At 68.4% G+C, this 26,273-nt stretch carries 27 protein-coding genes; 16 read left to right on the top strand and 11 right to left on the bottom strand.

Annotated features, from left to right (window positions below; genetic code table 11):
* Positions 1-77 precede the first annotated feature (77 nt).
* From AB663_RS12115 to lnt, 9 genes are read left to right on the top strand one after another with little or no spacing between them, the layout of a single operon-like run.
* Entirely contained in the window at positions 78-761 is a 684-nt protein-coding gene (locus AB663_RS12115) for an HAD family hydrolase (RefSeq protein WP_257720781.1), read from the top strand.
* Positions 758-1,777, top strand: coding sequence for a tRNA (adenine-N1)-methyltransferase (locus AB663_RS12120; protein WP_067199380.1), 1,020 nt, complete (start codon positions 758-760; stop codon positions 1,775-1,777). Before AB663_RS12115 ends, AB663_RS12120 begins: the two co-directional genes overlap by 4 nt.
* 10 nt (positions 1,778-1,787) lie before the next feature.
* Positions 1,788-2,702 (top strand): FKBP-type peptidyl-prolyl cis-trans isomerase, encoded by a 915-nt coding sequence (locus AB663_RS12125; protein WP_067199385.1) that lies wholly within the window; start codon positions 1,788-1,790, stop codon positions 2,700-2,702.
* Complete coding sequence (locus tag AB663_RS12130) at positions 2,702-3,697, top strand: helix-turn-helix transcriptional regulator (protein ID WP_067199387.1); 996 nt, start codon at positions 2,702-2,704, stop codon at positions 3,695-3,697. Before AB663_RS12125 ends, AB663_RS12130 begins: the two co-directional genes overlap by 1 nt.
* A complete protein-coding gene (locus AB663_RS12135; RefSeq protein ID WP_067199390.1) occupies positions 3,694-4,683 on the top strand; it encodes a helix-turn-helix transcriptional regulator in 990 nt (329 codons plus the stop codon). Before AB663_RS12130 ends, AB663_RS12135 begins: the two co-directional genes overlap by 4 nt.
* Before the next feature lie 25 nt (positions 4,684-4,708).
* Entirely contained in the window at positions 4,709-4,966 is a 258-nt protein-coding gene (tatA, locus tag AB663_RS12140) for a Sec-independent protein translocase subunit TatA (protein WP_067199393.1), read from the top strand.
* 54 nt (positions 4,967-5,020) lie between these two features.
* The gene (gene tatC / locus AB663_RS12145; protein ID WP_067199397.1) at positions 5,021-5,779 is read left to right on the top strand and encodes a twin-arginine translocase subunit TatC; all 759 of its coding nucleotides are present in this window, start codon (positions 5,021-5,023) and stop codon (positions 5,777-5,779) included.
* Positions 5,776-8,238 (top strand): DEAD/DEAH box helicase, encoded by a 2,463-nt coding sequence (locus AB663_RS12150; RefSeq protein ID WP_067199401.1) that lies wholly within the window; start codon positions 5,776-5,778, stop codon positions 8,236-8,238. The genes tatC and AB663_RS12150 overlap by 4 nt, the downstream gene beginning before the upstream one ends.
* 14 nt (positions 8,239-8,252) lie before the next feature.
* Positions 8,253-9,776: an apolipoprotein N-acyltransferase gene (gene lnt / locus AB663_RS12155; protein ID WP_067199405.1), complete on the top strand. Its 1,524-nt coding sequence runs from the start codon at positions 8,253-8,255 to the stop codon at positions 9,774-9,776.
* Here the strand turns inward: lnt and AB663_RS12160 are convergent.
* The 4 genes from AB663_RS12160 to AB663_RS12175 form a co-directional block, all read right to left on the bottom strand.
* Positions 9,773-10,156 (bottom strand): RNA polymerase-binding protein RbpA, encoded by a 384-nt coding sequence (locus tag AB663_RS12160; protein WP_067199408.1) that lies wholly within the window; start codon positions 10,154-10,156, stop codon positions 9,773-9,775. The two genes, lnt and AB663_RS12160, sit on opposite strands and share 4 nt — an antisense overlap.
* A 108-nt stretch (positions 10,157-10,264) precedes the next feature.
* Entirely contained in the window at positions 10,265-11,035 is a 771-nt protein-coding gene (locus AB663_RS12165; RefSeq protein ID WP_067199411.1) for a glycerophosphodiester phosphodiesterase family protein, read from the bottom strand.
* Positions 11,032-11,958, bottom strand: coding sequence for an SPFH domain-containing protein (locus AB663_RS12170; RefSeq protein ID WP_067199415.1), 927 nt, complete (start codon positions 11,956-11,958; stop codon positions 11,032-11,034). The genes AB663_RS12165 and AB663_RS12170 overlap by 4 nt, the downstream gene beginning before the upstream one ends.
* An 8-nt stretch (positions 11,959-11,966) precedes the next feature.
* Positions 11,967-12,440 (bottom strand): NfeD family protein, encoded by a 474-nt coding sequence (locus AB663_RS12175; RefSeq protein ID WP_067199419.1) that lies wholly within the window; start codon positions 12,438-12,440, stop codon positions 11,967-11,969.
* Between the two features lie 121 nt (positions 12,441-12,561).
* Between AB663_RS12175 and AB663_RS12180 the strand changes: the two genes are divergently transcribed.
* A complete protein-coding gene (locus AB663_RS12180) occupies positions 12,562-13,326 on the top strand; it encodes an SDR family oxidoreductase (protein WP_067199422.1) in 765 nt (254 codons plus the stop codon).
* Between the two features lie 83 nt (positions 13,327-13,409).
* Here the strand turns inward: AB663_RS12180 and AB663_RS12185 are convergent, their stop codons facing one another.
* Entirely contained in the window at positions 13,410-14,003 is a 594-nt protein-coding gene (locus AB663_RS12185; protein WP_067199425.1) for an HdeD family acid-resistance protein, read from the bottom strand.
* Between the two features lie 198 nt (positions 14,004-14,201).
* Between AB663_RS12185 and AB663_RS12190 the strand changes: the two genes are divergently transcribed.
* The 3 genes from AB663_RS12190 to AB663_RS12200 are packed head-to-tail and all read left to right on the top strand — an operon-like array spanning position 14,202 to position 17,386.
* Positions 14,202-14,594, top strand: coding sequence for a helix-turn-helix transcriptional regulator (locus AB663_RS12190; RefSeq protein ID WP_067202691.1), 393 nt, complete (start codon positions 14,202-14,204; stop codon positions 14,592-14,594).
* 10 nt (positions 14,595-14,604) lie between these two features.
* Positions 14,605-15,015, top strand: a complete 411-nt coding sequence (locus AB663_RS12195; RefSeq protein WP_067199429.1) for a VOC family protein — start codon at positions 14,605-14,607, stop codon at positions 15,013-15,015.
* A 19-nt stretch (positions 15,016-15,034) separates the two neighbouring features.
* A complete protein-coding gene (locus AB663_RS12200) occupies positions 15,035-17,386 on the top strand; it encodes an ATP-binding cassette domain-containing protein (protein ID WP_067199432.1) in 2,352 nt (783 codons plus the stop codon).
* Positions 17,387-17,455: 69 nt separating this feature from the next.
* Here the strand turns inward: AB663_RS12200 and AB663_RS12205 are convergent, their stop codons facing one another.
* A complete protein-coding gene (locus AB663_RS12205) occupies positions 17,456-17,914 on the bottom strand; it encodes a MarR family winged helix-turn-helix transcriptional regulator (protein WP_067199435.1) in 459 nt (152 codons plus the stop codon).
* A gap of 68 nt (positions 17,915-17,982) precedes the next feature.
* Between AB663_RS12205 and AB663_RS12210 the strand changes: the two genes are divergently transcribed.
* The 3 genes from AB663_RS12210 to AB663_RS12220 all read left to right on the top strand — a co-directional run bounded on the left by AB663_RS12210 (position 17,983) and on the right by AB663_RS12220 (position 20,492).
* Positions 17,983-18,408, top strand: a complete 426-nt coding sequence (locus AB663_RS12210) for a hypothetical protein (RefSeq protein WP_067199438.1) — start codon at positions 17,983-17,985, stop codon at positions 18,406-18,408.
* A gap of 185 nt (positions 18,409-18,593) precedes the next feature.
* Positions 18,594-19,157 carry a GNAT family N-acetyltransferase gene (locus AB663_RS12215; protein ID WP_067199441.1) on the top strand — a complete coding sequence of 188 codons (564 nt, stop codon included), beginning with the start codon at positions 18,594-18,596 and terminating at the stop codon, positions 19,155-19,157.
* Between the two features lie 60 nt (positions 19,158-19,217).
* Positions 19,218-20,492 (top strand): MFS transporter, encoded by a 1,275-nt coding sequence (locus tag AB663_RS12220; RefSeq protein WP_198147978.1) that lies wholly within the window; start codon positions 19,218-19,220, stop codon positions 20,490-20,492.
* Positions 20,493-20,528: 36 nt separating this feature from the next.
* Here the strand turns inward: AB663_RS12220 and AB663_RS12225 are convergent, their stop codons facing one another.
* From AB663_RS12225 to AB663_RS12245, 5 genes are read right to left on the bottom strand one after another with little or no spacing between them, the layout of a single operon-like run.
* Positions 20,529-21,284, bottom strand: coding sequence for a formylglycine-generating enzyme family protein (locus tag AB663_RS12225; protein WP_067199449.1), 756 nt, complete (start codon positions 21,282-21,284; stop codon positions 20,529-20,531).
* 25 nt (positions 21,285-21,309) lie between these two features.
* Complete coding sequence (locus AB663_RS12230) at positions 21,310-22,059, bottom strand: SGNH/GDSL hydrolase family protein (RefSeq protein WP_067202693.1); 750 nt, start codon at positions 22,057-22,059, stop codon at positions 21,310-21,312.
* A gap of 55 nt (positions 22,060-22,114) precedes the next feature.
* Positions 22,115-23,467: an MFS transporter gene (locus tag AB663_RS12235; protein ID WP_067199454.1), complete on the bottom strand. Its 1,353-nt coding sequence runs from the start codon at positions 23,465-23,467 to the stop codon at positions 22,115-22,117.
* 37 nt (positions 23,468-23,504) lie between these two features.
* Entirely contained in the window at positions 23,505-24,539 is a 1,035-nt protein-coding gene (locus tag AB663_RS12240; RefSeq protein ID WP_067199457.1) for an LLM class flavin-dependent oxidoreductase, read from the bottom strand.
* Positions 24,540-24,595: 56 nt separating this feature from the next.
* On the bottom strand, positions 24,596-26,269 hold the full coding sequence (locus AB663_RS12245) for a DUF885 domain-containing protein (RefSeq protein ID WP_067199461.1): 1,674 nt from the start codon (positions 26,267-26,269) through the stop codon (positions 24,596-24,598).
* Positions 26,270-26,273: the final 4 nt, after the last annotated feature.

Raw genomic sequence — 26,273 nt, forward strand, 5'->3', positions numbered from 1 at the left:
GGCGGTATCGAGACGCTATCCCTCCAGGCTAGTCCGCGTCGGCCGGGGAGGGGCGGCGCCACGGCTAACATGGTCCGGTGAGCAGACAGCCCCGCGCGGTCCTCTGGGACATGGATGGAACACTCGTCGACACCGAGCCGCACTGGATGGCGGCGGAGACGGCGCTCGTGGAGTCCTACGGCGGGACGTGGACGCACGAGGACGCGCTTCAGCTGGTGGGCAACGGGCTCATCGACAGCGCCCTCATCCTGCAGCGCGCCGGGGTGGACATGGAAGCCGACGCGATCGTCTCGCAGTTGACCGATGCGGTGCAGGAGGCGTTGCGGACGCAGGGCGTCCCCTTCCGGCCCGGTGCACGGGAGCTCCTGCAGGATCTGCGTCGCGCCGGCATCCCCACCGCTCTCGTGACGATGTCCTTGCGACGCATGGCGCTCGGCGTCGTCGACCTCATCGACTTCGACGCGTTCGACCATGTCGTCGCGGGAGACGACGTCGCCCAGCCGAAACCGCACCCCGAGCCCTACCTGCGCGCGGCGGAGCTGCTGGGCGTCGACATCACGGATGCCGTCGTCATCGAAGACTCGCCGACGGGCCTGCGGGCCGGCCTGTCGTCCGGCGCGGTCACGCTCGGCGTCCCGCACATCGTCCCGCTGGCGGGACTCGGCGCGCACGAACTGTGGCCGACGCTCGCTTCGCGCACAGCCGCAGATCTGTCCGACCTCTTCGACCGCCTGAGCACGCTGACAGGAGCCGCCCGATGACCGAACCCACCGCGAAGCGGCCGAGCGGACCGTTCCGAGAGGGCGACCGCGTGCAGCTCACCGGCCCCAAGGGGCGCATGCACACCATCACCCTCACCGCCGACGGCGAGCTGCACACGCACCACGGTGTGCTCTTCCACCGCGACCTCGTGGGTCTCCCCGACGGATCGGTCGTCACCAACAGCTCCGGCCACGAGTACCTGGCGCTCCGGCCGCTGCTGCGGGATTTCGCGATGTCGATGCCGCGGGGTGCCGCGATCGTCTACCCGAAGGACGCCGCGCAGATCGTCATGCAGGCCGACATCTTCCCCGGTGCCGTGGTCGTCGAGGCGGGAGTGGGCTCCGGGGCGCTGTCGCTTGCCCTGCTGCGAGCCATCGGCGCCGACGGCCGCCTGGTGTCGTTCGAGAGGCGCCAGGAGTTCGCGGACGTCGCCACCGCCAACGTCGAGACGTTCTTCGGACGGATCCCCGACACGTGGGAGGTCGCGGTCGGAGACCTCGCAGAGGAGCTTCCCGAGCGTTTCGCAGCAGGCACGGTGGACCGCGTCGTGCTGGACATGCTGGCGCCATGGGAGTGCATTGATGCGGTCGCCGATGCGCTCGCACCGGGAGGCGTGGTGCTCTGCTATGTCGCGACCGCCACGCAGCTCTCACGCGTCGCCGAGTACATCAGGAATACGGGCCTCTTCACCGACCCCGATGCGTCGGAGACCATGGTCCGCGGTTGGCATGTCGAAGGCCTCGCCGTGCGCCCGGACCACCGCATGGTCGCGCACACGGGTTTCCTCCTCACCGCGCGTCGGCTCGCCCCCGGAGCCGTCGCTCCGACGGTGAAGCGGCGCGCTTCGAAGTCGAGCTATGGAGATGACGACGTGGAGCTGTGGACCCCTGGCGCTGTCGGAGACCGCGATATCACCGACAAGAACCTCCGCAAGCGCGCGAGGGAAGCAGCCAAGGCCGCTGAGGGTGCGCGTCGTGCCGCCGCGTCGCGCGAATCGGAGGCCGCGACGGAATAGACTGGAGCGCGTGCGTAAAACGTCCGCCGTTCTGGCCACACTCAGCCTCGCCGTGCTCGCTCTGACCGGGTGCTCGTCCGCGCCGAGCTACGACGGCGCGTCGTGCGACCGCCCGTCAGGGTCGACAGGTGTCGCGGCGTCGGTGACCGCCGACGGTGCGATCGGCGAGAAGCCAGACGCCGACGTGTTCGCACCCGTGCGCGCATCCAAGACCACGTATGCCGATCTCATCACCGGCGACGGCCCGGCGGTGGTGTCGGCGTCGCAGGGCTTCGTCGCCGAGATCACGATCTTCAACGGGGCGACCGGCGAGCAGGTGTTCCAGTCGGCCTACGACCCGTCGCGCTCCGCCGTGCACACCATCGACTACTGGGCGAGCCTGTCGCCGGGCCTCGCGACGGTGCTCCCGTGCGCCACCCAGGGATCGCGCATCGTCGCCGCCCTCCCGGCGAAGGACTTCGGCGAGCAGAACTCTCAGGGGTTCGGCTTCGCCAAGGACGACACGGCCGTGTTCGTCATCGACATGGTCGACGTGTACCTGCCGAAGGCCGAGGGTGCGCTGCAGTTCAACGACGCCAGCGGAATGCCCACCGTCGTGCGCGCGGCTGACGGTACGCCGGGCATCATCGTCCCCGACAGCGCCGCACCCAAGAAGGACGTCACGCAGACGCTCATCAAGGGCGACGGACCCGTCGTGAAGAAGGGCGACACCGTCGTCACGAACTTCACCGGCGTCAACTGGGACACGAAGAAGGTCACCAACTCCACGTGGGGGAAGGAGCCCAGCGTGGCAGCGGCGGCGGAACAGCTCGTCGGCGCGACGGTCGGCTCGCAGGTCCTCGTCGTGATCCCCGGCGCCGATGGCGGGGCTGCGACGGCCGTGGTGATCGACGTCCTCGGGATCACATCGGCACCGGCGCCGTGATGGCCGCCCGGATTCCCGCGGAGGAGCGCCTCACGAACCTCGTCGTGGCGCTCATGGCCACGGAGATCGGGCTCACCAAGCAGCAGATCCTCGACAGCGTGTCGGGGTACCGCCAACGGGCGGATGCGGGCACCCGCACGGATGCGCTGGAGAAGATGTTCGAGCGCGACAAGGACGAGCTCCGCGCCCTCGGCATCCCGATCGAGACGATCGGTGACGCCGCGGACCCGAACGACCTGCGCGAAGCGCGTTATCGTATTCCGCAAGCGGAATACGACCTTCCGGGCGACATAGAGTTCAGCCCGGCGGAGCTCGCCGTGCTGCAGCTCGCAGGCAGCGTGTGGAGCGCCGAATCGGCATCCGCGGACGCACAGGCGGGCGTACGCAAGATCCGTGCTCTGGGGATCGACGGCGACGAGCCGATCATCGGCTTCGCGCCCCGCATCACCGCAAGGGACGCCGCGTTCGCGCCGCTCCAGGACGCGATCGAGAAGAGCCGCGTGGTGGTCTTCGACTACCTGAAGCCCGGTGAGGATTCCCCGCGGCGCCGTCGGGTCCGGCCGCTCGCGCTCGTGGACTACGAGGCGCGGTGGCATGTCTTCGGTGTGGACGTCGACGCGGATGCGGATCGGATGTTCCTGCTGAGCCGGATCGTCGGCGCTGTCAAGGTCACGGCGGCCACGTTCGACCCTGCGCTGCGCGAAGGAGCGGGGGAGCGGGCGCTCGCAGGTCTCGAGGCCGTCGCAGCGAGCAACTCCGCGCTGCTCGAGGTGACGCCGGGCACCGAAGCGGCCCTGCGGCTCGGTCGCCGGGCGACACCCGCGGCGCAGGGCATCCGCGTGCCCTTCGTCGACCTCCACATCCTCGCCGACGAACTCGCCTCGTACGGGCCCGAGGTGCGGGTCGTCGAGCCGGCGCCCCTGCGCGATGCGGTCATCGCGCGTCTGCGCGCCGTCGTCGAGGCGAACGTCGAACGTGGGGAGGACGCCGGATGAGCGCTCAACAGAAGCCGCTCCTCGCAGCGGATCGCGTGCGCGTGTACCTCACACTGGTGCCGTATCTGCTCGAGCACGGTCCGGTCTCGCTCGACGAGGCGGCGCGGGAGTTCGGCGTCGGGCGCGAGGAGATGCGCGCCATGGTCGAGAAACTCACCGTGATCGGTCTTCCCGGCGACTCGGGGTACTGGCAGCAGCCCCAGGAGCTGTTCGACATCAACTGGGATCTCCTCGACGACGAGGACGTCATCGAGATCACGAACGACGTCGCTCTGCGCCGCGTGCCGCGGTTCACCGCCCGCGAGGCAGCGGCTCTTCTCGCCGGGCTGCAGATGGTCGCCGCCGTGCCGGCGGTGTCGGACTCCGGGCTCGTCGCCGGGTTGATCTCCAAGCTGTCCCGCGGCGCGGCAGACGCGCCCGCCGAGGTCGTCGTCGCACCCGGCACGGTCGACGAGGTGCGGGAGGTGGTGGCGCGAGGCGTCCAGGAGGGCGTCGCGGTGTCGTTCACCTACCAGGCGCCCGACGCCGAGCCGACGACGCGCACGGTCGACCCCGTGCAGATCCTCATCACGAATGGCCAGTGGTACCTCCAGGGCTGGTGCCACCTCCGTCAGGCGATGCGCACCTTTCACCTCGACCGTGTCAGCGACGCCAGGCTCACCGACATCCCGATCACGCATGCGGGCGATCACGTGCCGGAGGCGTTCTCGGCCGCGGCCCACGAGGGAGAGGTCTCGGTGCGGGTGCCGGCGCGTTTCGCCCCGCTCCTCGGCTCCTTCCTCTCGGCGGACGACGTGGAGGAGTCGGACGGCGTGGTCACCGCACGCCTGCACATGGCAGATCCCCGGGGGATCAAGCGGATCGCCGCGAGACTGGGCGGAGTGCTCGAAGTGCTCGAACCGGAGGTCGCCCGGACAGCAGCCCGCGAGTGGGCCGCTGCCGGACTCGCGCTGTATCACCACCCGGACGGCGCCGCCGCCGGGTAGACTCGAGAAAACTCGAAGGAGAATCATGGGCGCATTCGGTTGGCCTCACCTGCTCATCATCCTCGCCGTCATCCTGCTGCTCTTCGGCGCGGCGAAGCTCCCGGCGCTGGCCAAGAGCCTCGGCCAGTCCGCCCGCGTGTTCAAGGGTGAGATGAAGGCGATGAAGAACGACGACGCGAACGACGCGAACGCTGCCGGCACGACCGGCGCTCCCGCGCCGTCGACGGACGGCACGGTCGTACGCAGCGACAGCGATTCGAGCCAGCCGCCTCGCTCCGCGTAATCCGTGTCTGCGCTGGATTCCGCGGGTCAGCAGACGCCCGATCGCGATCGGCGGATGTCGCTGGGTGCGCACCTCCTCGAGCTGCGCAAGAGGTTGGTGATCGCCGCCGCCGCGCTGGTCGTCGGCATGGTCATCGCGTTCTTCATCTCGGAGCCGGTGATCGAGCTGCTCTCGGTTCCCATCCGGATCATCGCCGAGAAGGAGGGCCGTGAGTACACGGGCCTCAACTTCACCACCGTCACGAGCGGTTTCGATCTGCGCATGCGCATCGCCTTTGCGATCGGCTTGCTCATCTCGGCTCCGGTGTGGCTCTGGCAGGTCTGGGCGTTCATCATGCCGGGCCTCACGAAGAAGGAGATCCGATACACCTGGGGATTCCTCGGTGCGGCGATCCCGCTGTTCTTCGCAGGGTGCACGGTCGCCTTCTTCGTCATGCCCCACGTCATCGAGATCATGGCAGATTTCGTGCCGACGGGGATGGCGCAGTTCTTCGACTACTCGAGCTATTACGACTTCGTGTTCAAGTTCCTGCTCGTCGTGGGCATCGCTTTCGTGCTCCCGGTCTTCCTCGTCGCGCTCAACCTGGCCGGCGTGATCACGGGACGGGAGATCCTCAAGGGATGGCGCGTCGCGATCCTGGTCTGCACAGTCTTCGCAGCCATCACCACGCCGCCGGCCGACGTGTTCTCCATGCTGCTGCTCATGGCCTCGATGGTCGTCCTGTACTTCGCGGCGACTCTCGTCTCGATGATGTTCGACAGACGCAAGCGCAAGCGCGCGGACGCGGCGGGTCTCCTGCCAGAGCAGGCATGAGCTCCCCGGCCGAGCGCTTCGCGGCTGCACGCGAGGCCGCTGAACATCCGCAGACCACAGCCTTCGCTGCGCGACAGCGCTTCGACCTCGATCCTTTCCAGGTGGCTGGGTGCCACGCCCTCGAACGAGGCCACAGCGTGCTCGTCGCTGCTCCCACCGGGGCAGGCAAGACCATCGTCGGCGAGTTCGCCATCCACCTCGCCATGCAATCGCCGAACGATAAGGCGTTCTACACCACGCCGATGAAGGCGCTCTCGAACCAGAAGTTCCGGGAGCTCGTCGACGTCTACGGGGCTGAGCAGGTGGGTCTTCTCACCGGCGACACCAACATCAACGGTGGTGCGCGCATCGTGGTGATGACCACCGAAGTGCTGCGGAACATGATCTACGCCGACTCGGCGGCGCTCCGCGACCTCCGCTACGTCGTGATGGACGAGGTCCACTATCTGGCCGATCGGTTCCGCGGCGCGGTATGGGAAGAGGTGATCATCCACCTCCCGGCCCATGTGCGTCTCGTGTCGTTGAGTGCCACCGTGTCGAACGCCGAGGAGTTCGGCGACTGGCTCGACACCGTGCGCGGGGACACCGAGGTCATCGTGTCGGAGATCCGTCCGGTGCCGCTCGAGCAGCACGTGCTGGTGCGCGACGACCTGCTGCCGCTCTTCGACGATCGCGCGGGCGTCGCCACCTCGGCCGTCAACCAGGAGCTGATGCGCATCCGCTCCTTCACCGGTTCGACGTTCGAGAGCAACCGGCGCGCCCAGGAGTATCGCAGCGCGCGTCACGCAGGCCGCCAGGCCAAGCGTCCGCAGCGCGGCGGGCACCGGCCGAACGCGCGCCGGATCGAACGGCTCGATCGGCCCGACGTCGTGCGGCTCCTTGAGAGGGCCAACCTGCTTCCGGCGATCTTCTTCATCTTCAGTCGTGCCGGTTGCGACGCGGCCGTCCAGCAGGTCAGGCGCTCCGGTCTGCGCCTCACGTCACCGGAGGAGCGTCGCGAGATACGCGCAATCGTCGAGGATCGCACGCGGTCGCTTCAGGACGAGGACCTCGCGGTTCTCGGGTACTGGGAGTGGCTGGAGAACCTCGAGCGCGGGGGCGCGGCGCATCACGCCGGTCTGCTCCCCGCGTTCAAGGAGGTCGTCGAGGAGCTGTTCCAGCGCAAGCTCGTGAAGGCCGTGTTCGCGACCGAGACCTTGGCGCTGGGGATCAACATGCCGGCGCGCACCGTCGTGCTGGAGAAGATGGAGAAGTTCAACGGAGAGTCCCGCGTCGCGATCACCTCGGGGGAGTACACGCAGCTCACGGGGCGCGCGGGCCGGCGCGGCATCGACGTCGAGGGACACGCCGTCGTGCAGTGGAGCGAGGGGATGGATCCGCAGGCCGTCGCCGCTCTCGCCTCGCGCCGCACGTACCCTCTCAACTCCAGCTTCCGTCCGACGTACAACATGGCGGTCAACCTCATCGACCTCTTCGGCGTCGACCGTGCACGTCAGATCCTCGAGTCGTCGTTCGCGCAGTTCCAGGCCGACCGCGCTGTCGTCGGCCTGGCGCGGCAGGTGCGCGAAGCCGAGCACTCACTCGCCGGGTACCAGAAGTCGATGGAATGCGAGCATGGCGATTTCGCGGAGTACAGCGCGATCCGCCGCGAGCTCAGCGACCTCGAGAAGAAGAACCGACAGGATGCTCAGGCGCCGCGAGCCGCCCGCGACCGGCGCCTCAAGCGGATCCAGTCTCTGCGCACCCAGATGCAGCGCCACCCCTGCCACCGCTGCCCCGACCGGGAGAGCCATGCGCGCTGGGCGGAACGGTACTGGAAGCTGAAGCGCCAGACCGACCGCATCCGGCGGCAGATCGAGAACCGAACCGGCACGGTCGCTCGGGTGTTCGATCGCGTGGTCGAGGTGCTGCACACGCTCGACTACGTCACCGAGCGCGACGGGGACACGACGCTGACGGATGCCGGCCGCACGATGCGCCGCATCTACGGAGAGCGCGACCTGCTCGTCGCAGAGTCGCTGCGCCAGGGGCTCTGGGAGGGGCTCGATGCTCCATCCCTCGCCGCCATGGCATGTTGTCTGGTCTACGAGCCCCGTCGCGACGAGAACGGCATGGGGGAGCACGGGCTGCCCCGCGGGCCGTTCCGCGCGGCCTACCAGAAGACCACGACGTTGTGGGCGGAGCTCGACGAGCTCGAGAAGGATCACCACCTCCCTGGATCGGAACCTCTGGCGCCAGGGCTGGCCGGCGCCATGCACGCCTGGGCGCGCGGAGCTCTCCTCGACCGTGTGCTCATCGACGCGGACATGGCGGCCGGCGACTTCGTGCGCTGGGCGAAGCAGACGATCGACCTCCTCGACCAGCTCTCGCTCGTGGCTGACGACGCTGCACTGGCCCGTACCGCCCGGCTCGCCCTCGAGGGCGTGCGCCGCGGCATCGTCGCCTACTCGTCGATGTGAGGGGAACGCACCGCATGACCCCGACCCGTGTGCGCACGCGCCCGATCCTGCCGCTGTGGAGCGCACTGCTCGCGGCAGCCGTGGCCGCGGTTCTCATGCGACTGGCGTTCCCTGCGCCCGCGGTCTGGATCCTCGCCTTCCCTGCGACGGCGTTGCTGCTCGTGGCGCTCGTCGGACGGCGGACCTGGTCGTCACTCCTGGTGGGTGCCGTCTACGGCATCCTGTTCTTCGCCCTGCTCGTGGCGTGGACCTCCCGATATCTTGGACCGATCCCGTGGGCGGCGCTCAGCGTCGTTGAGGGCGGGCTGACGGCTGTCGCGCTCGTGCCCATCACGCTCGCGTACCGATGGATCCCCGTGGCGTTCCCACGGGCTCTCGCGCGCCTCGTCGTCCTGCCGGCGGTGGTGGGGGCGCTCTGGGTCGGGCGCGAGGCCTTCGTCGGCTCGTGGCCGTACGGCGGCTTCCCCTGGGCACGCCTCGGGATGAGCCAGGCGTCGAGTCCGCTCGCGCCGGTGGCCTCGTGGCTCGGGGTCGGCGGACTGGGATTCCTCATGGTCGTCACCGTGGCGGCGATCGCGGAAGTCGTCCGGCTGCGACGTCGGCGTCGCCCGATCGCGCTCGCGCTGCCCGCGGTGCTCGCGGTGGTGCTCGTGGCCACGCCCCTGTTCCCGACCACGGCGAGCGGATCGATGCGGATCGCCGCGGTGCAGGGCAACGGCCCCACGGGATACTTCGACGAGCGTGAGCCGTTCTCGGTGATCCAGGCTCAGACGCAGGCCACGGAACCCCTCTACGGCGAAGACGTCGACCTCTTGGTGTGGCCGGAGGGATCGCTCGACGGCGATCCGTTCCAGAGCGATGCTCTCGCGCGGCGCCTCAGCCTGGTGGCGACGAGGATCGGTGCGCCTGTCCTGGCGAACACCGCGACCGGACGGGATGGTCGGTACTACAACACGTCGCTCGTGTGGGGGAGCGACGGCGCGACCGGGCAGAGCCACGACAAGCGGCATCCCGTTCCCTTCGGCGAGTACGTCCCCGACCGCGCGTTCTACAACGCGCTGGCGCCCGACCTGATCGGCCTCCTGCAGCGCGAGTACACGCCGGGGACGAATCCGCCGCTCGTCGAGGTCGCCGGAGTGCGGGTCGGCCTGGCGATCTGCTTCGACGTGATCTATGACGACGTGATCGCACAGGGCATCTACGGAGGTGCGGAGGTTCTGGTGTTCCAGACGAACAACGCGGACTTCCGAGGGACGGACGAGAATCTGCAGCAGCTGGCGATGGCGCGGATGCGCGCGATCGAGTCGGGGCGCAGCGTCGTCAACGTGTCGACCGTCGGCACGAGTCAGATCATCAGGGCCGACGGCACCACGGTGACGAGCCTGGACGCGGATGAGGCCGGAACGATGCTCGACGACGTCGAACTGCGCTCCGGCCTCACGGCGGGAATCATCCTGGGCCCCTGGGTGCAGCTGGTGCTCCTCTGGGGCGGTCTGGGCGCGCTCGTGATCGGGTGGTGGCGCGCCCGTCGGCGCTAGGCCCCGATCTTCTGGCGGGTCGGGTCTTCGCCGGCACCGCGACGGCTGCGGATGTAGGCGAGGCGCTCTTCGAGGAGCTCCTCGAGCTCTGCGCGCGTCCGGCGCTCCATCAGCATGTCCCAGTGGGTGCGGGCGGCCTTCTCCTCGCCGGAGTCGAGCGTGACGGCCTGGCCGTCGACGTTCAGCCGGGCCTCCGCGCCGCACGAGCGGCACTCCCAGGTCTGCGGCGCCTCGGCGTCGGCCGCGAACATCAGGCTCGTGACATGGCCGCATGCGTCACACGTGTACTTGGTCTCACGGCGCTCCATGAAAACGACGCCCTCTTCGCTCTGTAGGCTCTGGGCGCCGAGTCGGATGCCGCGCAGGCTGCGATCTGCCATTGTGTGGTCCTCTCGTCGCTGTCAGGTATAACGCTCGAGCCTGTGCGGTTCATCCACGTCGGCTGATTCCTGACGCTTTTCACAGCGGAATCTCAGGCCGCCGGCGCCTCAGCGGAAGACGCCGACGGCTGTGTCAGCGCGGTCCGTCACGATGCCGTCGACGCCGGATGCGACGAGGCGTCGCATGTCGTCGGCGTCGTTGACCGTCCATACGTGGACTTCGATGCCGTGACGGTGCGCGGCACGGATGAGCGCCGGGGTGAGCACGCGGATGCCGCGACGCCGCTCGGGTATCTGCACGGCGTCGATGCCGCGAAGCGATCGAGCGGGGGAGAGGCGTGCGGAGGACAGTGCGCGCAGAGCTGCGATACCGGAGCTGCCGGCCGATGTCGCAGGGCGCATGACCGCGCCTGCGGCCAGGACGGCCCCGACGGCGGTGCGTCGTCGGCGATCGGAGAAGCTCGTGACGAGCACGCGTTCCGTGTAGGGGGCGAGGACAGGGCCGAGCGGTGCGGCTGCGGCCTCGACCTTCACATCGATGTTGAAACGGGTGGCCGGGAAGAGGTCGAGGGCTTCTGCGACCGAAAGGAGGCCGCCGTGATCCGCGAAGAGAGCGCGCAGCTCGCGGGACGGCACATCGGCGATCGCGCGGTCATCGCCGGTGAGGCGGGAAAGCGTCTCGTCGTGGAACAGCACGACCTCGCCGTCCCTGGTGACCCGGCAGTCGGTCTCGATGTACTCGGCGCCGGCGGCGTGCGCTGCGGCGAAGGCGGCAGCCGTGTTCTCCCACACACCGGAGTCCTCGCCCGCGGCGGTCAGGAGACCGCGGTGGGCGAGGACTCGGGGATGCGAGGTCTTCGCGAAGTAGGGGTGCGTCACGCGCCCGGGGTGCTCGACGGCGGCTGTCCCGGCTTCGGCGTGAACGCGCTCCCGATGCCCTTGAGCGCCTCGGTGAGCTCGCTGGGGATGATCCAGAGCTTGCTCGACTGGCTCTCGCTGATCTTCGGCAGCATCTGGAGGTACTGGTAGGCGAGCAGCTTGTCATCCGGACGGCCCTGGTGGATCGCGCTGAAGACGTTCTGAATGGCCTCTGCCTCACCCTGTGCGCGCAGCACGGCGGCCTGCTTGTCGCCCTCTGCGCGCAGGATCTCGGCCTGACGCCGACCTTCCGCCTCGAGGATCTGCGACTGCTTGGACCCCTCGGCGGTGAGGATGGCCGCGCGCCGGTCGCGCTCCGCGCGCATCTGCTTCTCCATCGAGTCCTGGATCGAGATGGGCGGGTCGATGGCCTTAAGCTCGACACGGCTCACGCGGATGCCCCACTTGCCGGTGGCCTCGTCGAGCACGACGCGGAGCTGACCGTTGATCTCGTCCCGGCTGGTGAGGGCCTCTTCGAGGTTCAGCCCGCCGACGACGTTGCGCAGCGTTGTGGTCGTGAGCTGCTCGACCGCTCCGAGGTAGTTCGCGATCTCATACGTGGCGGCACGCGCGTCGGTGACCTGGAAGTAGACGACCGTGTCGATCGAGACGACGAGGTTGTCTTCGGTGATCACCGGCTGCGGCGGGAACGACACGACCTGTTCCCGCATGTCGATGAGGGGGCGCAGCCTGTCGATGAAGGGCACCAGGAGGTTGAGGCCGGGGCTGAGCGTCTTGTGGTATCGGCCGAGGCGCTCGACGATGCCGGCGGTGGCCTGGGGGATGATGCGGATGGACCGGGCGAGCGTGACCACCACGAAGATGATGATCGCGATCGCGAGGATCCACCCGATGGCGGTGGGGATGAACGAGGAGTCGTCCACGTGGTCTCCTAGTCGTTGGCGGGGCGGACGATGGCGGTGGCGCCGTTGATCGCGGTGACCGCGACCCTGGCGCCCTGGGGGATCGGAACCGGCGAGGCGGCGCGCGCCGTCCAGGTGTCTCCGTTGCTGAGCTTGACCTGCCCCGACACCTGGGTGACGTCCTGCAGTGCCAGGCCGCGCATCTCGATGAGGGCGTCGACGTTCGACTTGGTCGGGTCCTCGCCGCGATGCAATCTGCGCAGCAGCGGCGGGCGCAAGAAGAGGATGAACAGCGCAGCGGCGGCAGCAGCCACGATCACCTGCACCCAGACCGGGACCCCGACGAGGTCGGTGACCAGTCCGACGGCGCTGCCGAAGCTCAGCATGAGGAAGGTGAAGTCGAGCGACAGCATCTCGATGACGAGGAACGCGGCGATGAGGATCAGCCAGCCGATCCACGCCCACTGGTCGATGAACGCGACGAAAGACGTGAAGTTGTCCATGCGCCCTCCTTTGCGGTCAACCTATCACGCGTGCCGTGCCGAGCGCGGGCGCTCCGGGGGCCGCTTGATAGTGTGTGTGAGCCGCGTGACCGCGGCGCATCACGCACCATGAGGAGTCACCGTGTCCGACGTTCTTCCCGCAGGTTCCCTCGAAGGCAAGGTCGCCCTTGTCACCGGATCGTCCAGGGGGATCGGGGCCGACACCGTCCGCTACCTGGCTGAGGCGGGCGCCGACGTCGTGATCAACTACCGCAACAAGGCGCCTCGCGCGGAGAAGCTCGCCGCGCAGTTGCGCGAGCTCGGGCGCACCGTGCTGGTGGTCGGTGCCGACCTCACCGACCCGGCATCGGTTGCTTCGATGTTCGCCCAGGTGGAGGAGCAGTTCGGCCGTCTGGACGTGCTCGTTCTCAACGCGTCGGGTGGAATGGAGTCAGGGATGGCCGAGGACTACGCGCTCACTCTCAACCGTGACGCACAGCTGAACGTGCTGGACGCCGCGACCCCGCTCCTCTCCGATGGCTCACGCGTCGTGTTCGTGACCAGCCACCAGGCTCACTTCATCCGGACGACGCCGACCATGCCCGAGTACGAGCCCGTCGCGCTGTCGAAGCGTGCGGGCGAGGACGCCCTGCGCGAGCGCATCCCAGAACTCGCTGAGAGGGGCATCGGTTTCACCGTCGTATCCGGGGACATGATCGAAGGGACCATCACCGCGACCCTGCTCGAACGGGCGAATCCGGGTGCGATCGCCGAGCGACGCGAGTCCGCGGGCAAGCTCTACAACGTGTCGGAGTTCGCTGCCGAGGTGGCGCGTGCGGTCGTCGACCCTGTCCCGGCGGACAACACGCGGCTCGTCGGCGACGTGAGCGACTTCGCCGCCGAGTGAGACGCGCAGACGCGCCACGCTCCCGCTGACGACGATGGCCCCGGCACGCCAAGCGCGCCGGGGCCATCGTGATGCGCGGCGGTTCAGAGTCGGTCGGCCCCGATCGCTCCCGCGGCGGCCTTCGCGTCGCGACCGAGCGTGATGGCACGGACGATCTGGATGACGCCGAGCACGACGAGCGAGGCGCCGAGGAAGATCCACAGCACGACACCGGCTGCCAGCACGTTGAAGAGCACGTACACGCCGGCGATGATGCTGAGCACCGAGTAGAGGATCGTCCACACGCGCGATCCGTCGCCGGTGAGCAGGGTGAGGGACACGACGCCGTCGACGACCCAGCTGACGCCGATGAACACGACGGTGAAGACGGCGAGCAGCGCCGTCGTCGCCTGGAGATTCGTGAACGCGATGACGCCGGCGACGATGTAGAGAAGGCCGAGGACGATGTGGCCCGCCCTTGCCCAGCCGCCCTTGGAGCTGGAGAAGACGCCGAGTCCGGCGTACACCACGCCGGCGATGATGAGGTATGTGGCGACGATGCCGGTGACGATGATTGCCGATTTGACCGGCCACACGAGCAGCATGATGCCCGCGATGAGGGCGATCGCGCCGGAGACTGCCAGGGAGATGCGGATCGCGGAGAACGCCGACTTGGCGGCAGAGAGTGCTTCAGACATGGCGAGGACCCTTTCTGAGAAGACCCTGTGCGGGTTGCTCACAGGGTAGCGCTCTGTTCCGCGGAGCGGGGGAGCGGCGCGAGCAATGCTCTCGTGGCACACACGCCGCCATGGTGGGTCGCACGGGGCGACGGACTGTCATGGCAGGATCGTGACGTGACACCTGTGGACGATGCGCGCCTGCGCGAGCTCTCCGCGATGCGCCGGGTCCGAGACCGCATCGACCGTGAGTACGCCAAGCCGCTGGACGTCGCGGCACTCGCGGCGGGGGTGCACATGTCCGCCGGTCACCTCAGCCGCCGTTTCAAGGAGGCGTACGGCGAATCGCCCTATGCGTATCTGATGACGCGCCGCATCGAACGCGCCATGGCTCTGCTCCGGCGAGGCGATCTGAGTGTGACCGAGGTGTGCTTCGAAGTGGGCTTCCAGTCACTCGGCACGTTCAGCACGCGTTTCTCCGAGCTCGTCGGGCGTTCGCCGCGCGAATACCGACGTCATCCCGAGCCCGGCCCTGGCATCCCGTCGTGGGTGGAGAAGCAGGCCACGAGACCGATCAGGAATCGAGAAGTCTCGTCGCGCTCTGATCGGTAGCGTCGAGGACATGGACATCACGATCAACGCCAGTTTCCTCCCGCAGACGGATGCCGAGGCATCCGTCGCCTTCTACCGCGACGTGCTCGGCTTCGAGGTCCGCAAGGACGTCGGCTACGAGCAGATGCGCTGGATCACCGTCGGCCCCGTCGGTCAGCCGGACACGGCCATCGTTCTCACTCCTCCTGCCGTCGACCCCGGCATCAGTGAGAGTGAGAGGGCGACCATCCTCGAGCTTATGGCGAAGGGCAGCTACGGCGGCATCGTGCTCGCCACCCCCGACGTCGACGCCGCGTACGCTGAGATCGAGGCGAAGGGCGCCGACGTCGTGCAGGAGCCGATCGACCAGCCGTACGGCATCCGGGACTGTGCCTTCCGCGACCCCGCCGGCAACATGGTGCGTCTGCAGCAGACCGCCTGATCGAGAGGAACACCCGAGCATGCCGCAGCACCCCGCAGACACCCACGACCTCATCCGCGTGCAGGGCGCGCGGGAGAACAACCTGAAGGACGTCAGCGTCGAGATCCCGAAGCGCCGGCTGACCGTGTTCACAGGCGTCTCGGGCTCGGGCAAGAGCTCGCTGGTCTTCGACACGATCGCGGCGGAGTCGCGCCGCATGATCGACGAGACGTACAGCGCGTTCGTGCAGGGCTTCATGCCCTCTGTGCCGCGTCCCGACGTCGACGTGCTCGAGGGACTGACGACCGCGATCATCGTCGACCAGGAGCGCCTCGGGGCGAACCGTCGGTCCACCGTCGGCACGGTGACGGACGCGAACGCCATGCTGCGCATCCTCTTCTCCAAGCTCGGCCGGCCCTACATCGGCGGGCCGACGGCGTTCTCGTTCAACATCCCGACGCAGAAGGCCAGCGGTGTGATGACGGGCCCCGGGGGCGAGAAGAAGATCGTGAAGGACGCGATCTATCTCGGAGGCATGTGCCCTCGGTGCGAGGGCAGGGGAGCGGTCTCCGATCTCGACCTCAGTAAGATCGTCGACGAGTCGAAGTCGCTCAACGACGGCGCGATCATGGTGCCGGGGTACACGGCGGACGGCTGGATGGTGAAGGGATTCTCCGAGTCCGGCTTCTATCCGGCGGACAAGCCGATCGCGGAGTTCTCCGAGAAGCAACGGCACCTCTTCCTCTACGGCGAGGTCACCAAGGTCAAGATCTCCGGCATCAACATGACGTACGAGGGGCTCATCCCCAAGATCACGAAGTCGATGCTCTCGAAGGACCTCGACGCGCTGCAGCCGCACATCCGTGCGTTCGTGGAACGCGTGGCGACGTTCAAGACGTGTCCGGACTGCGACGGCACCCGCCTGACCGAGGGTGCGCGCTCGTCGAAGATCGACGGCATCAGCATCGCGGATGCCTGCCGCATGCAGGTGACGGACCTCGCGGACTGGGTGCGCGGACTCGACCTCCCCGGTGCGGCGCCGCTCCTTGCCGCGCTGAGCGCCAATCTCGACGCCTTCGTGACGCTCGGCCTCGGATACCTCAGCTTGGAGCGTCCCTCAGGCACGCTGTCCGGGGGAGAGGCGCAGCGCATCAAGATGCTGCGCCACCTCGGCTCATCGCTCACCGACGTGACCTACGTGTTCGACGAACCGACCATCGGCCTGCACCCGCACGACATCCAGCGGATGAACGGCCTGCTTCTGCAACTGCGGGACAAGGGCAACACGGTGCTCGTCGTCGAGCACAAGCCCGAGACGATCGCGATCGCCGATCATGTGATCGACCTCGGGCCGGGCGCAGGCAGCCGGGGCGGTGAGATCTGTTTCGAAGGCACGGTCGACGGGCTGAAGCGCAGCGGCACCCTGACAGGTGATCACCTCGACGATCGCGCGAGCCTCAAGCCTGAAGTGCGGCGCGGGAACGGGACGATCGAGGTCCGGGGTGCGTCGACCAACAACCTGCAGAACGTCGACGTGGACATCCCGAAGGGCGTGCTCACCGTCGTCACCGGCGTCGCGGGATCAGGCAAGAGCTCACTGATCCACGGATCGGTCACGCCGCGCGACGGGGTCGTGTCGATCGACCAGAGCGCGATCAAGGGCTCGCGTCGAAGCAACCCCGCGACGTACACGGGCCTCCTGGAGCCGATCCGCAAGGCTTTCGCGAAAGCCAACGGCGTCAAGCCCGCGCTCTTCAGCGCGAACTCCGAGGGCGCGTGCCCCACCTGCAAGGGCGCCGGGGTGATCATCACCGAGCTGGGGTTCATGGACACGATCGAGACTCCGTGCGAGGACTGTGGTGGCAAGCGCTTCCAGGCGGCGGTTCTCGAGTACAAGCTCGCAGGCAAGGACATCACCGAGGTCCTCGACCTTCCGGTGTCGGAGGCACGTGCGTTCTTCTCGGAGGGCGAGGCGAAGCTTCCCGTGGCAGCGGCGATCCTGGGCCGGCTCGAAGACGTCGGGCTCGGCTACCTGTCGCTCGGACAGCCGTTGTCGACCCTGTCGGGTGGTGAGCGCCAGCGCATCAAGCTGGCCATCCAAATGGGGGAGAAGGGCGACGTGTACGTGCTCGACGAGCCCACCACAGGTCTTCATCTCGCCGATGTCGACAACATCCTCGGGCTGCTCGACCGTCTGGTGGATTCGGGCAAGACGGTGATCGTCATCGAACATCACCAGGCCGTCATGGCGCATGCGGACTGGATCATCGACGTCGGGCCTGGCGCGGGGCATGACGGCGGACGTGTCGTGTTCGAAGGCACGCCTGCGGAACTGGTGGCCGCGCGCTCGACTCTCACCGGCGAGCATCTCGCCGAGTACGTCGGCGCCTGACCTGTCGTCGGTCAGCGCTGTCGAGTCGGCCGCGCTGACTCAGCGACGGCCCATTCCCATCAGGGAACTTCACGCATTCGAGGTGGGCGCCGTGGAGCCGCGCTCGCGCCCGCTGCTGCCTGCGACGAGGCGGAGAGCACCGAGGAACGCCTCGCGGGCCTCGGTGTCGAGAGCGGAGAGCAGCTCCTCCTGCGCATCAGCGGCCAGCGCTTCGAGAAGCTGCCGGCGATCCAGGCCCGCGTCCGTCAGCGAGACGAGGTTGCGACGTGCGTCATCGGGATCCGGGTGGCGCGCGACGAACCCCCGCTCCTCCAGAGCGGTAAGCGTGACGGCCACATCGCGGCGGTCCAGGCGAGCACGTGAGCCGATCGCGATCTGGGAGAGGGGAGTGGGGCTGTCGGCGAGGACGTCCAGGATTCGAAAGTCGTACCCGCGGGCATCGACCTCGCCGAGCTTCGCGGCGAGGATGCTGTGTGCGCGCTGGTGCGCCTGGCTCAGCATCCATGTGGGCAGCTCTGTGAAAGGCATCAGCAATCCATCTATTGGTGTCACCAACATTATGTTATGTTGGCTGTACCAACGATATAGGAGCTGAGATGCGCACACCACTGCAACAAGAGATCGGTCACACGGAGCGGACGCTCGCTGCACTGCTTGCGGAGCGCGTCCTCGCAGACAGCCCGTTCGCGTCCATGGCGGAATGGGTGGTGGCGAACACCCTCAGTGCTGGGCCATCGGCGATCGCGGATCTGCGGAATGCGGTCGTTGCGCGGTCGCGCGACGTCGACGTGGCCCTCGAGCGGATGTCCGTCGTGGGATTGCTGGTGCGGGAGGGTGGTCGCGTGCGGCTCAGTGACGAAGGGCGCGCAGCACTGCACGCGGCGCGGGTCAAGACCTCGTACGTGGCCTCGCGGATCGACGACGCCGTCAGCGCGACAGGCCGAGACGCCGCCGTGCGTGTACTGGCGACGGTGCGCCAGATCGCCACCGGCCTGCGGGAATCCGGCATTCCCGTCGGATGAGCATTAGCCGATAATGCACATTATGTCAGAACAACCGGATCATAGCGACCAGCGCCGCCCGAAGCGGCAACACGATGGCGACCTCCCCCGCGCCCGAGCGCGAGCAACTGTGAGACGCTCGGGCTTTGAGAAAGGACACGGAGCGGAGAGAAGCATGGGAGTGCGAACGATCGACGTCTGCCGCGATGTCTGAAGCTCCGTTCGACGCCTCGAAGCTCGTCCTGTTCAATGGCGCGGAGGCCGCTGCAATGAGTGCTGCGGTGTGGCGGTGCTATTCATCGGTGTTCGACGACAGCCCTGACTACGACACCTGGAACCGCGAGATGTTCACGCGCCACTCGCAGCGCGACGGATTCAGACTTGCGATCGCCGCCGAGGGCGACACGGTGCTGGGATTCAGCTGGGGGTACACAGGCCGACCGGGGCAGTACTGGACCGACCTCGTCAACCTGAGCCTTCCCGCGCACATCGCCGACGAATGGGTGGGTGGTCATTTCGAGTTCGTAGAACTCGGTGTCCTGTCGTCCGAGCGCGGTGCTGGAATCGGGCGAGCACTCCATGACGCGCTCCTCGATGGCGTGACGGGACGGTGTCTGTTGAGCACGACAACCGACGCCGCCGATGCCGCCGTGCGGCTCTACGAGCGGAGCGGATGGCGGGGGCTTGGGCTCCTCTCCCCTGATGTTCAGGTCATGGGACTGAAACGCGCCAGGCGGCGCTCGTCCAGAGCGCGGCGTGCGCAGGAGTAGCGTAGAAGGGTGCAGCGCGACTCCCCTTCTCTTTCCTCCGAACCAGGGTGGCGCGCCTGGCTGATCTGGTCTGTGGGCGTGGCCGCGTACGTGCTGGCGATCACCAACCGCACGTCCCTGGGGGCCGTCGGCGTCGAGGCGGCCGATAGATTCCAAGCGGATGCGTCGACGCTCGCGCTCTTCGCGGTCGTGCAACTGGCGGTCTACGGAGGCATGCAGATCCCGATCGGCGTGCTCCTGGACCGCCACGGCTCCCGCCCGGTCATGACGGTCGGGATGCTGCTCATGGCAGCGGGGCAGCTGACCATGGCCCTCTCCCCCAGCATCGGCATCGCGATCGTCGCCCGGGTGCTGCTCGGCGCCGGCGACGCAGCCATCTTCCCGGCCGTGCTGCGCCTGGTCGCCACGTGGTTCCCCGCTCAACGCGGACCTCTCATGGTCCAGTTCACCGGCATCATCGGCCAGGCCGGGCAGCTCGTCGCCCTCGTGCCCCTTGCCGCCTTCCTGCACGCCACCACGTGGAGCGTGACCTTCGGGAGCATCGCCGGTCTCGGCGTGCTGTTCACGATCCTCGTCGCCGTCGTCATCCGGAATCACCCGCCGGAGCGCGGTGCCGATGTCACCGTCAACACAGACACGGGACTCGTCCGGGTCGTGACGTCCGCCATCGACACGGGTGTCGGCATCCGCGCCGCGTGGGCGCACCCCGGAACGCGCCTGGCGTTCTGGTCGCATTTCACGACGCCGTTCGCCGGGACCGCGTTCGTGCTCCTCTGGGGGATGCCGTTCCTCACGGCGGCGCAGGGGCTCGACACCGGGCACGCCGCCGGCATCATCTCGGTCTACGTCGTGGCAGGCATGGCGCTCGGTCCTGTCATCGGTGATCTCTCACGGCGGCTGCCGAACCACCGCTCCCTCGCTCTCGTCCTCCCGGCCATCGGCGTGCAGGTCGTCGCGTGGGTGGCGGTGATCGCATTCCCCGGTCCTGCGCCGCTCTGGCTGCTCTACGTCCTCGCTGTCGCGCTGGCGACGGGCGGCCCGGCATCGATGATCGCATTCGACCATGCGCGCACGCACAACCCGACCCACCGGTTGAGCACGGCGACGGGAGTCACGAACGCCGGAGGCTTCATCGCGGCGCTCATCGCGATCTTCCTCATCGGATTCGTCCTCGACCTGCAGGGCGCCGGCACGCCGGACACCTACTCTCTCGACGCGTTCCGGGTGGCCTTCCTCATGCCGCTCCCCCTATGGGTGATCGGGACGATCTTCATCCTCGTCGAACGCAAGCGGACGCGGATCCGGATGGGACTCGACCCGGAACGCCGCCGCTGACGCTCACCTCTCCCCCGCAGACCCGAGGCTGCATCGTCACCGCGGGCCGCGGCTGAGGGGTGTCCAGCCGAAGGGGACCACGCCGTCGACGACCGCTCGTTCGTCGTCCGCTCGGGCCGACCACCCCTGCGCCTCCCCCGGCGTCTCGAACGCGCCGCGGGCGACGCGCAGACCGACGTCCTCATGCTCCGCGCGAGGCAGCGACCCGCGTCGCACCGATGCTCGGACGCTCCATGCGTCGTCGGCGAACCCGCCGCCGCGGAACACACGGTAGTCCGCGTATCGGGCAGGGTCGAGCAGGTCCCAGCACCATTCCCACACGTTCCCGAGGGTGTCGAAGAGTCCGTGCAGGTTGGGCAGCTTCGCGCCGACGGGCTGCGGCGTCGAGACGCCATCCGCGGCGGTCCATGCGGCATCCGCGAGGGGCGCGTAGTGCGGCCCCGTCGAACCGGCGCGGCAGGCGTACTCCCACTCGGCCTCGGTGGGCAGCCGATAGCCGTCGGCCGTGACGTCCCAGAAGACCTCTTCCCCGTCGAAGCGGTAGACCGGATCCCACCCCTCCCACTCGGATGCGGCGTTGCAGAAACGAACGGCGCGCTGCCAGCTGACGCCCGACGCGGGGCGCCGCGGATGCTGCGACGGGAACGGAAGCACCTCGGCGAACTGCTCTTCGGTCACCGGGAACACGCCGATCTCGTAATCGTCCAGCACCACCGTCCGCTGCACCCGGCGGCGGGCATCGTGCAGCGTCACGGTTCCCCCGGGGATGCGCTGCAGCTCGATGTCGCTCACGGCGTCCGCCGGTTCGGCGCGTTTCTCATGCCTGCGGCGTCCGGTCGACCCACGTCGGGTACTTCGCGGTCCGCCCATCGCCCGACGAGGTCCGCGTGACGCGTCGTCGCACCCATGGTGCGACGAACTCCCGGTAGTACGCCAGCCCGCTCGGTCCCGCGGCCGCCGCGGCCGCGGGCGACCACCACGACTGCGGCGGCTCGAAGCCGAGTGCGTGCAGCACACGAGCCGCGACGCGATGATGCCCCGCGGCGTTCATGTGCAGCCGATCCTCAGACCAGTACTGCGGCTTCGACAGCTCAGCGTCGCCCCAGTTCAGCGCACGGACGACGTCAGGTCGGCCTTCGATCCGGCGGAGCACCGCATCGGAGAGCTGGTCGCCGCGGCGTTGGATCAGCGGTCCCATCGGCAGCTGGCCGCTGGGGTTCGCGCCGGACAGGAGGATCAACGTGACGCCCTCCTCATCACATCGGCGCAGCACCCGGCTGAACGCGTCGGCGATGTGCTCCATGTCGGTGCGCGGGCGAAGCATGTCGTTCCCGCCGCCGTTGAACGACAGGTGGGTCGGCCGCAGCGCGAGGGCCGGTTCCAGCTGCTGTTCCACGATCGGCCAGGCGAGCTTGCCGCGGATCGCGAGGTTCGCGTACTTGATCGGGTGCCCGGCCGCGTCGGCCCATCCCTGGGCGGCGATGTCGGCCCAGCCTCGCTCCCGCCCATCGGGGAGCACGTCCCCGACCCCCTCGGTGAACGAGTCTCCGATCGCCACGAAACGCACTTCGGTCACGCCCCCAGCCTATGCCGCACGTGGGGCGCCCCGGCGCGTGCATCGCTCAGCGGTCGTCGAGTGCGGCGCCTCGTGAGTCGGTGAGCCCCCACGCGGCGATCGCCGCGACCACGAAGCAGATCGCGAAGACGGCGAACAGCGTGGGTGCTCCGCCTGCGGCGAGCAGCACCGGCACGGTCAGCGGTGCGACGATCGAGGCGATGCGTCCGACGCCCGCAGCCCAGCCGCTTCCCGTCGCGCGCAGCGAGGTCGGATAGATCTCCGGCGACACGGCGTACAGAGCGCCCCAGGCGCCGAGGTTGAAGAACGACAGCGCCATGCCTGCCGCGATGATGCCGACCTCCGACGACGCGGTGCCGAAGACGACGGCCGACACAGCCGAGCCTGCGAGGAAGACCGACAGCGTCACCCGTCTCCCCCACACCTCGATCAGCCAGGCGGCAGCCGCGTACCCCGGTATCTGCGCAAGAGTGATGATGAGAGTGAAGCCGAACGACCGTACGAGGCCGAAGCCCGCGTCGACGAGGATGCTCGGGATCCAGATGAAGGCGCCGTAGTAGGCGAAGTTCACGCACAGCCACACGAGCCACAGCGATGCTGTGCGCACGCGGAACTCCGGCTTCCACAGTGTGGTGAGCCGCGCGCGAGCCGTGACGGCGATCGCCCGTGACGGGGGCTCTTTGCGGATGGCGGGACCTGCGACGATGCCGGCATCCGCTTCGAACTCCGCGACGATCCGGTCGGCCTGTGCGATGCGTCCGCGCGAGGCCAGCCAGCGGGGCGACTCCGGCATCACCCATCGCACGATCACTGCGTATGCTGCCGGCAGCGCACCGAGCGCGAACGCCCACCGCCAGCCCTCGGCGGACGCGGGGATCACCAGGAAGCCGATGACCGCGGATGCGGTCCACCCGACGGCCCAGAAGGCTTCGAGGACGACGATGAGGCGACCTCGGATGCGAGCAGGGGCGAACTCGCTCACATACGTCGACGCCACGGGCAGTTCGGCGCCGAGCCCGAGTCCGACGAAGAACCGCAGCATGAGGAGCAGGGCCAGCGAACCGACGAGCGCGCTCGCTCCGGTCGCTACGCCGTAGATCAGCAGCGTGAGCGCGAAGACCTGCCGTCGGCCGAGCCGATCGGCGATCAGACCTCCCAGTGCGGCGCCCACGGCCATCCCGATGAAGCCGACCGACGCCACCCAGCCCGCCTCGGTCTTGCTGAGATCCCACTGCTGCGTGAGCGCAGCCAGCACGAACGAGATCAGCCCGACGTCCATCGCGTCGAGCGCCCAGCCGACGCCGGAGCCCGTGAGCAGGCGCAGATGCCTGCGCGTGAACGGAAGATCGTCGAGGCGGCCAGCGAGCGAGGCGCGGCTGGGCAGCACGGTGTCGGCCATGACACTCATCGTAGGGGCGGTTACCGCCCCTACGAGCTCAGTCGTGAGCAGCGAGCAGACGACGGACGCGAGGGATGACCTCGGTGCCGTAGAGCTCGATGCTGCGCATCATCGCCTCATGAGACAGGGTGCCGGTGGCGTACTTGAGGTCGAACCGCCCCAGCCCGAGCGTGGTGACGGTGTCGGCGATCTTCGCGGCGACCCGGTCCGGTGAGCCGACGTACAGGGCGCCCTCCGGCCCCACGTCGTTCTGGAAGCGAGCGCGACTGTACGGTGGCCAGCCGCGTTCCCGACCGATCGTGTCGTTCATCGCCTCGAACCCCGAGTACGCCGCGTCCCAGGCCTCGGCATCCGATTCGGCGACGTGGCCCGGCGAATGCACGGACACCGGGTGGGACCGCGTGCCGAACGTCGCCACCGAACGGTGGTAGAGGTCAACGAACGGCCGGAACCTGCCGGCGGGCCCGCCGATGATCGCGAGCATGAGTCCGAGACCGTGCCGGGCCACGCGGACGACGGACTCGGGGCTCCCGCCGACGCCCACCCAGGTCCGCAGCCCGCGCTCCGTCTTCGGGAACACGTCGGCGTTCTCCAGTGGCGCCCGCATCGTCCCGGACCAGGTGACGGGCTTCTCCTTCAGGAGTTCGACGAACAGCTCGAGCTTCTCCTCGAACAGGGCATCGTAATCGCGCAGGTCGTAGCCGAAGAGCGGGAACGACTCGATGAACGAGCCTCGCCCGAGAACGACTTCCGCGCGACCGTTCGAGACCGCGTCGAGCGTCGCGAACCTCTCGTAGACCCGCACGGGATCGTCCGACGAGAGCACGGTGACCGCGGTGCCGAGCCGGATCCGTTGCGTGCGCGAGGCGATGGCCGCGAGCACCATCTCGGGTGCCGACACCGCGAACTCCGGGCGGTGGTGCTCCCCCACCCCGAAGAACTCCACGCCGACGGCATCCGCCAGCTCCGCCTGCGCCACGATGTTGCGGATCGTCTGCGCACCGCTGAGCAGCTCGCCGTCGGGACCGCGCGTGATGTCTCCGAACGTGTCGAGACCGAACTCGATGTCCATGTCAGCCCTTCCTATTCAGGTGAATGAACATCGGGTCGATCCGACGCATTCCCGGCTCAGTTCAGCAGCGCCGAGCGCAGCGTGTCGAGGCCGACACCACCCATGTCCAGGGCGCGCTTGTGGAACTCCTTGATGTCGAAGGCGTCGCCGCGCGCTGCGCGATAGGCGTCGCGCACCTGCTCCCAGATGCGCTGGCCGACCTTGTACGAGGGCGCCTGGCCCGGCCACCCGAGGTAGCGGTTCACTTCGAACTGCACGAACTGATCGGGCATGTTCACGTTGCGGCGCATGAACTCCAGCGCATACGGAGCGTCCCACACACCGTCACCCTCGAGACGCGGCTTGCCGAGGTGCACGCCGATGTCGAGCACCACGCGGGCCGCACGCATGCGCTGGCCATCGAGCATCCCGAGGCGGTCGCCCGGATCGTCGAGGTACCCCAGCTGCTCCATGAGGCGCTCGGCGTAGAGAGCCCAGCCCTCCGCGTGGCCGGACGTGCCGGCGAGAAGGCGACGCCAGGAGTTCAATTCGGCCCGGTTGTACACGGCCTGGGCGATCTGCAGGTGATGCCCCGGCACGCCCTCGTGATACACGGTCGTGAGCTCGCGCCACGTGTCGAACTCGTTCACGCCCTCAGGGACGGACCACCACATGCGCCCAGGGCGGGAGAAGTCATCCGTCGGGGCGGTGTAGTAGATCCCGCCTTCCTGAGTCGGCGCGATCATGCACTCCAGCGTGCGGATCTCGTCGGGGATGTCGAAGTGCGTCGCTCCGAGCTCCGCCACCGCCCGATCGCTGGTCTCCTGCATCCACCGCTGCAGAGCGTCGGTGCCCACGAGCTTGCGGGACGCATCCGCCTCCAGATGGGCCACCGCCTCCTCGACGCTCGCCCCTGGCAGGATCTCGTTCGCGATCGCGGTCTGCTCAGCGATCATGCGCTGCAGCTCGTCACGACCCCACTCGTACGTCTCATCGAGATCGATGGTGGCGCCCAGGAAACGGCGGGAATTGAGGGCATACAGCTCGCGTCCGACCGCATCGTCTTCGGATGCGACGGGTGCGAGCTCCTCGGCGAGGAAACGACGCAACCCGTCGTAGGCGACCCGTGCCGCGGCCGAGTTGTCGGCCAGCGTGCGAGCGAGCGAGGCGGGGAGGTTCCCCTCGTCGGGGGCGGCGTGCGCGACGAAGGCGGCGAAGAAGCCGTCGTCGGCGGTGTACCGGTCGATCTGAGTGGCCACCTCCGTCACCTGCCTGCGGGCCGGTGTGACGCCTGCTGCAATGCCTGCGCGCAGGGTCTCGATGTACCCGCGGAGCGCATCAGGGACCGCAGCCAGGCGTGTGGCGATGACGCTCCAGTCGTCGGCGGTCGCCGTGGGCATGAGGTCGAACGCCGAGCGGACGTCTTGCGCGGCGGAGGCGATGACGTTCAGGTCCCGCAGGTGCCAGCCGGCCTCGTGCAGCTCCAGGTCGAGCGTCAGCTCCGACAGCAGGTCGGTCTTCGTCACCTCATCGATGGCGTCGACGGGCTCGAGGGCCGTCAGCTCCGCGACGGTGGCGCGTGTCGCCGAGGCGATCTCCTCGTGCCCTTCGGGGCTGAGGTCGCCGAAGCGGTCGTTCACCTCGGTGCGTCCGATGTACGTGCCCAGGGTCGGTGCGAGGACGGTGAGCTTGTCGACCCAGGCCTCGGCGACCTTGTCGATGGCAGACGGAGTGCGAGGTACGGAAGTCATCGCT

Origin of the sequence: Microbacterium sp. XT11 (assembly GCF_001513675.1) — a bacterium.
Lineage (GTDB): Bacteria > Actinomycetota > Actinomycetes > Actinomycetales > Microbacteriaceae > Microbacterium.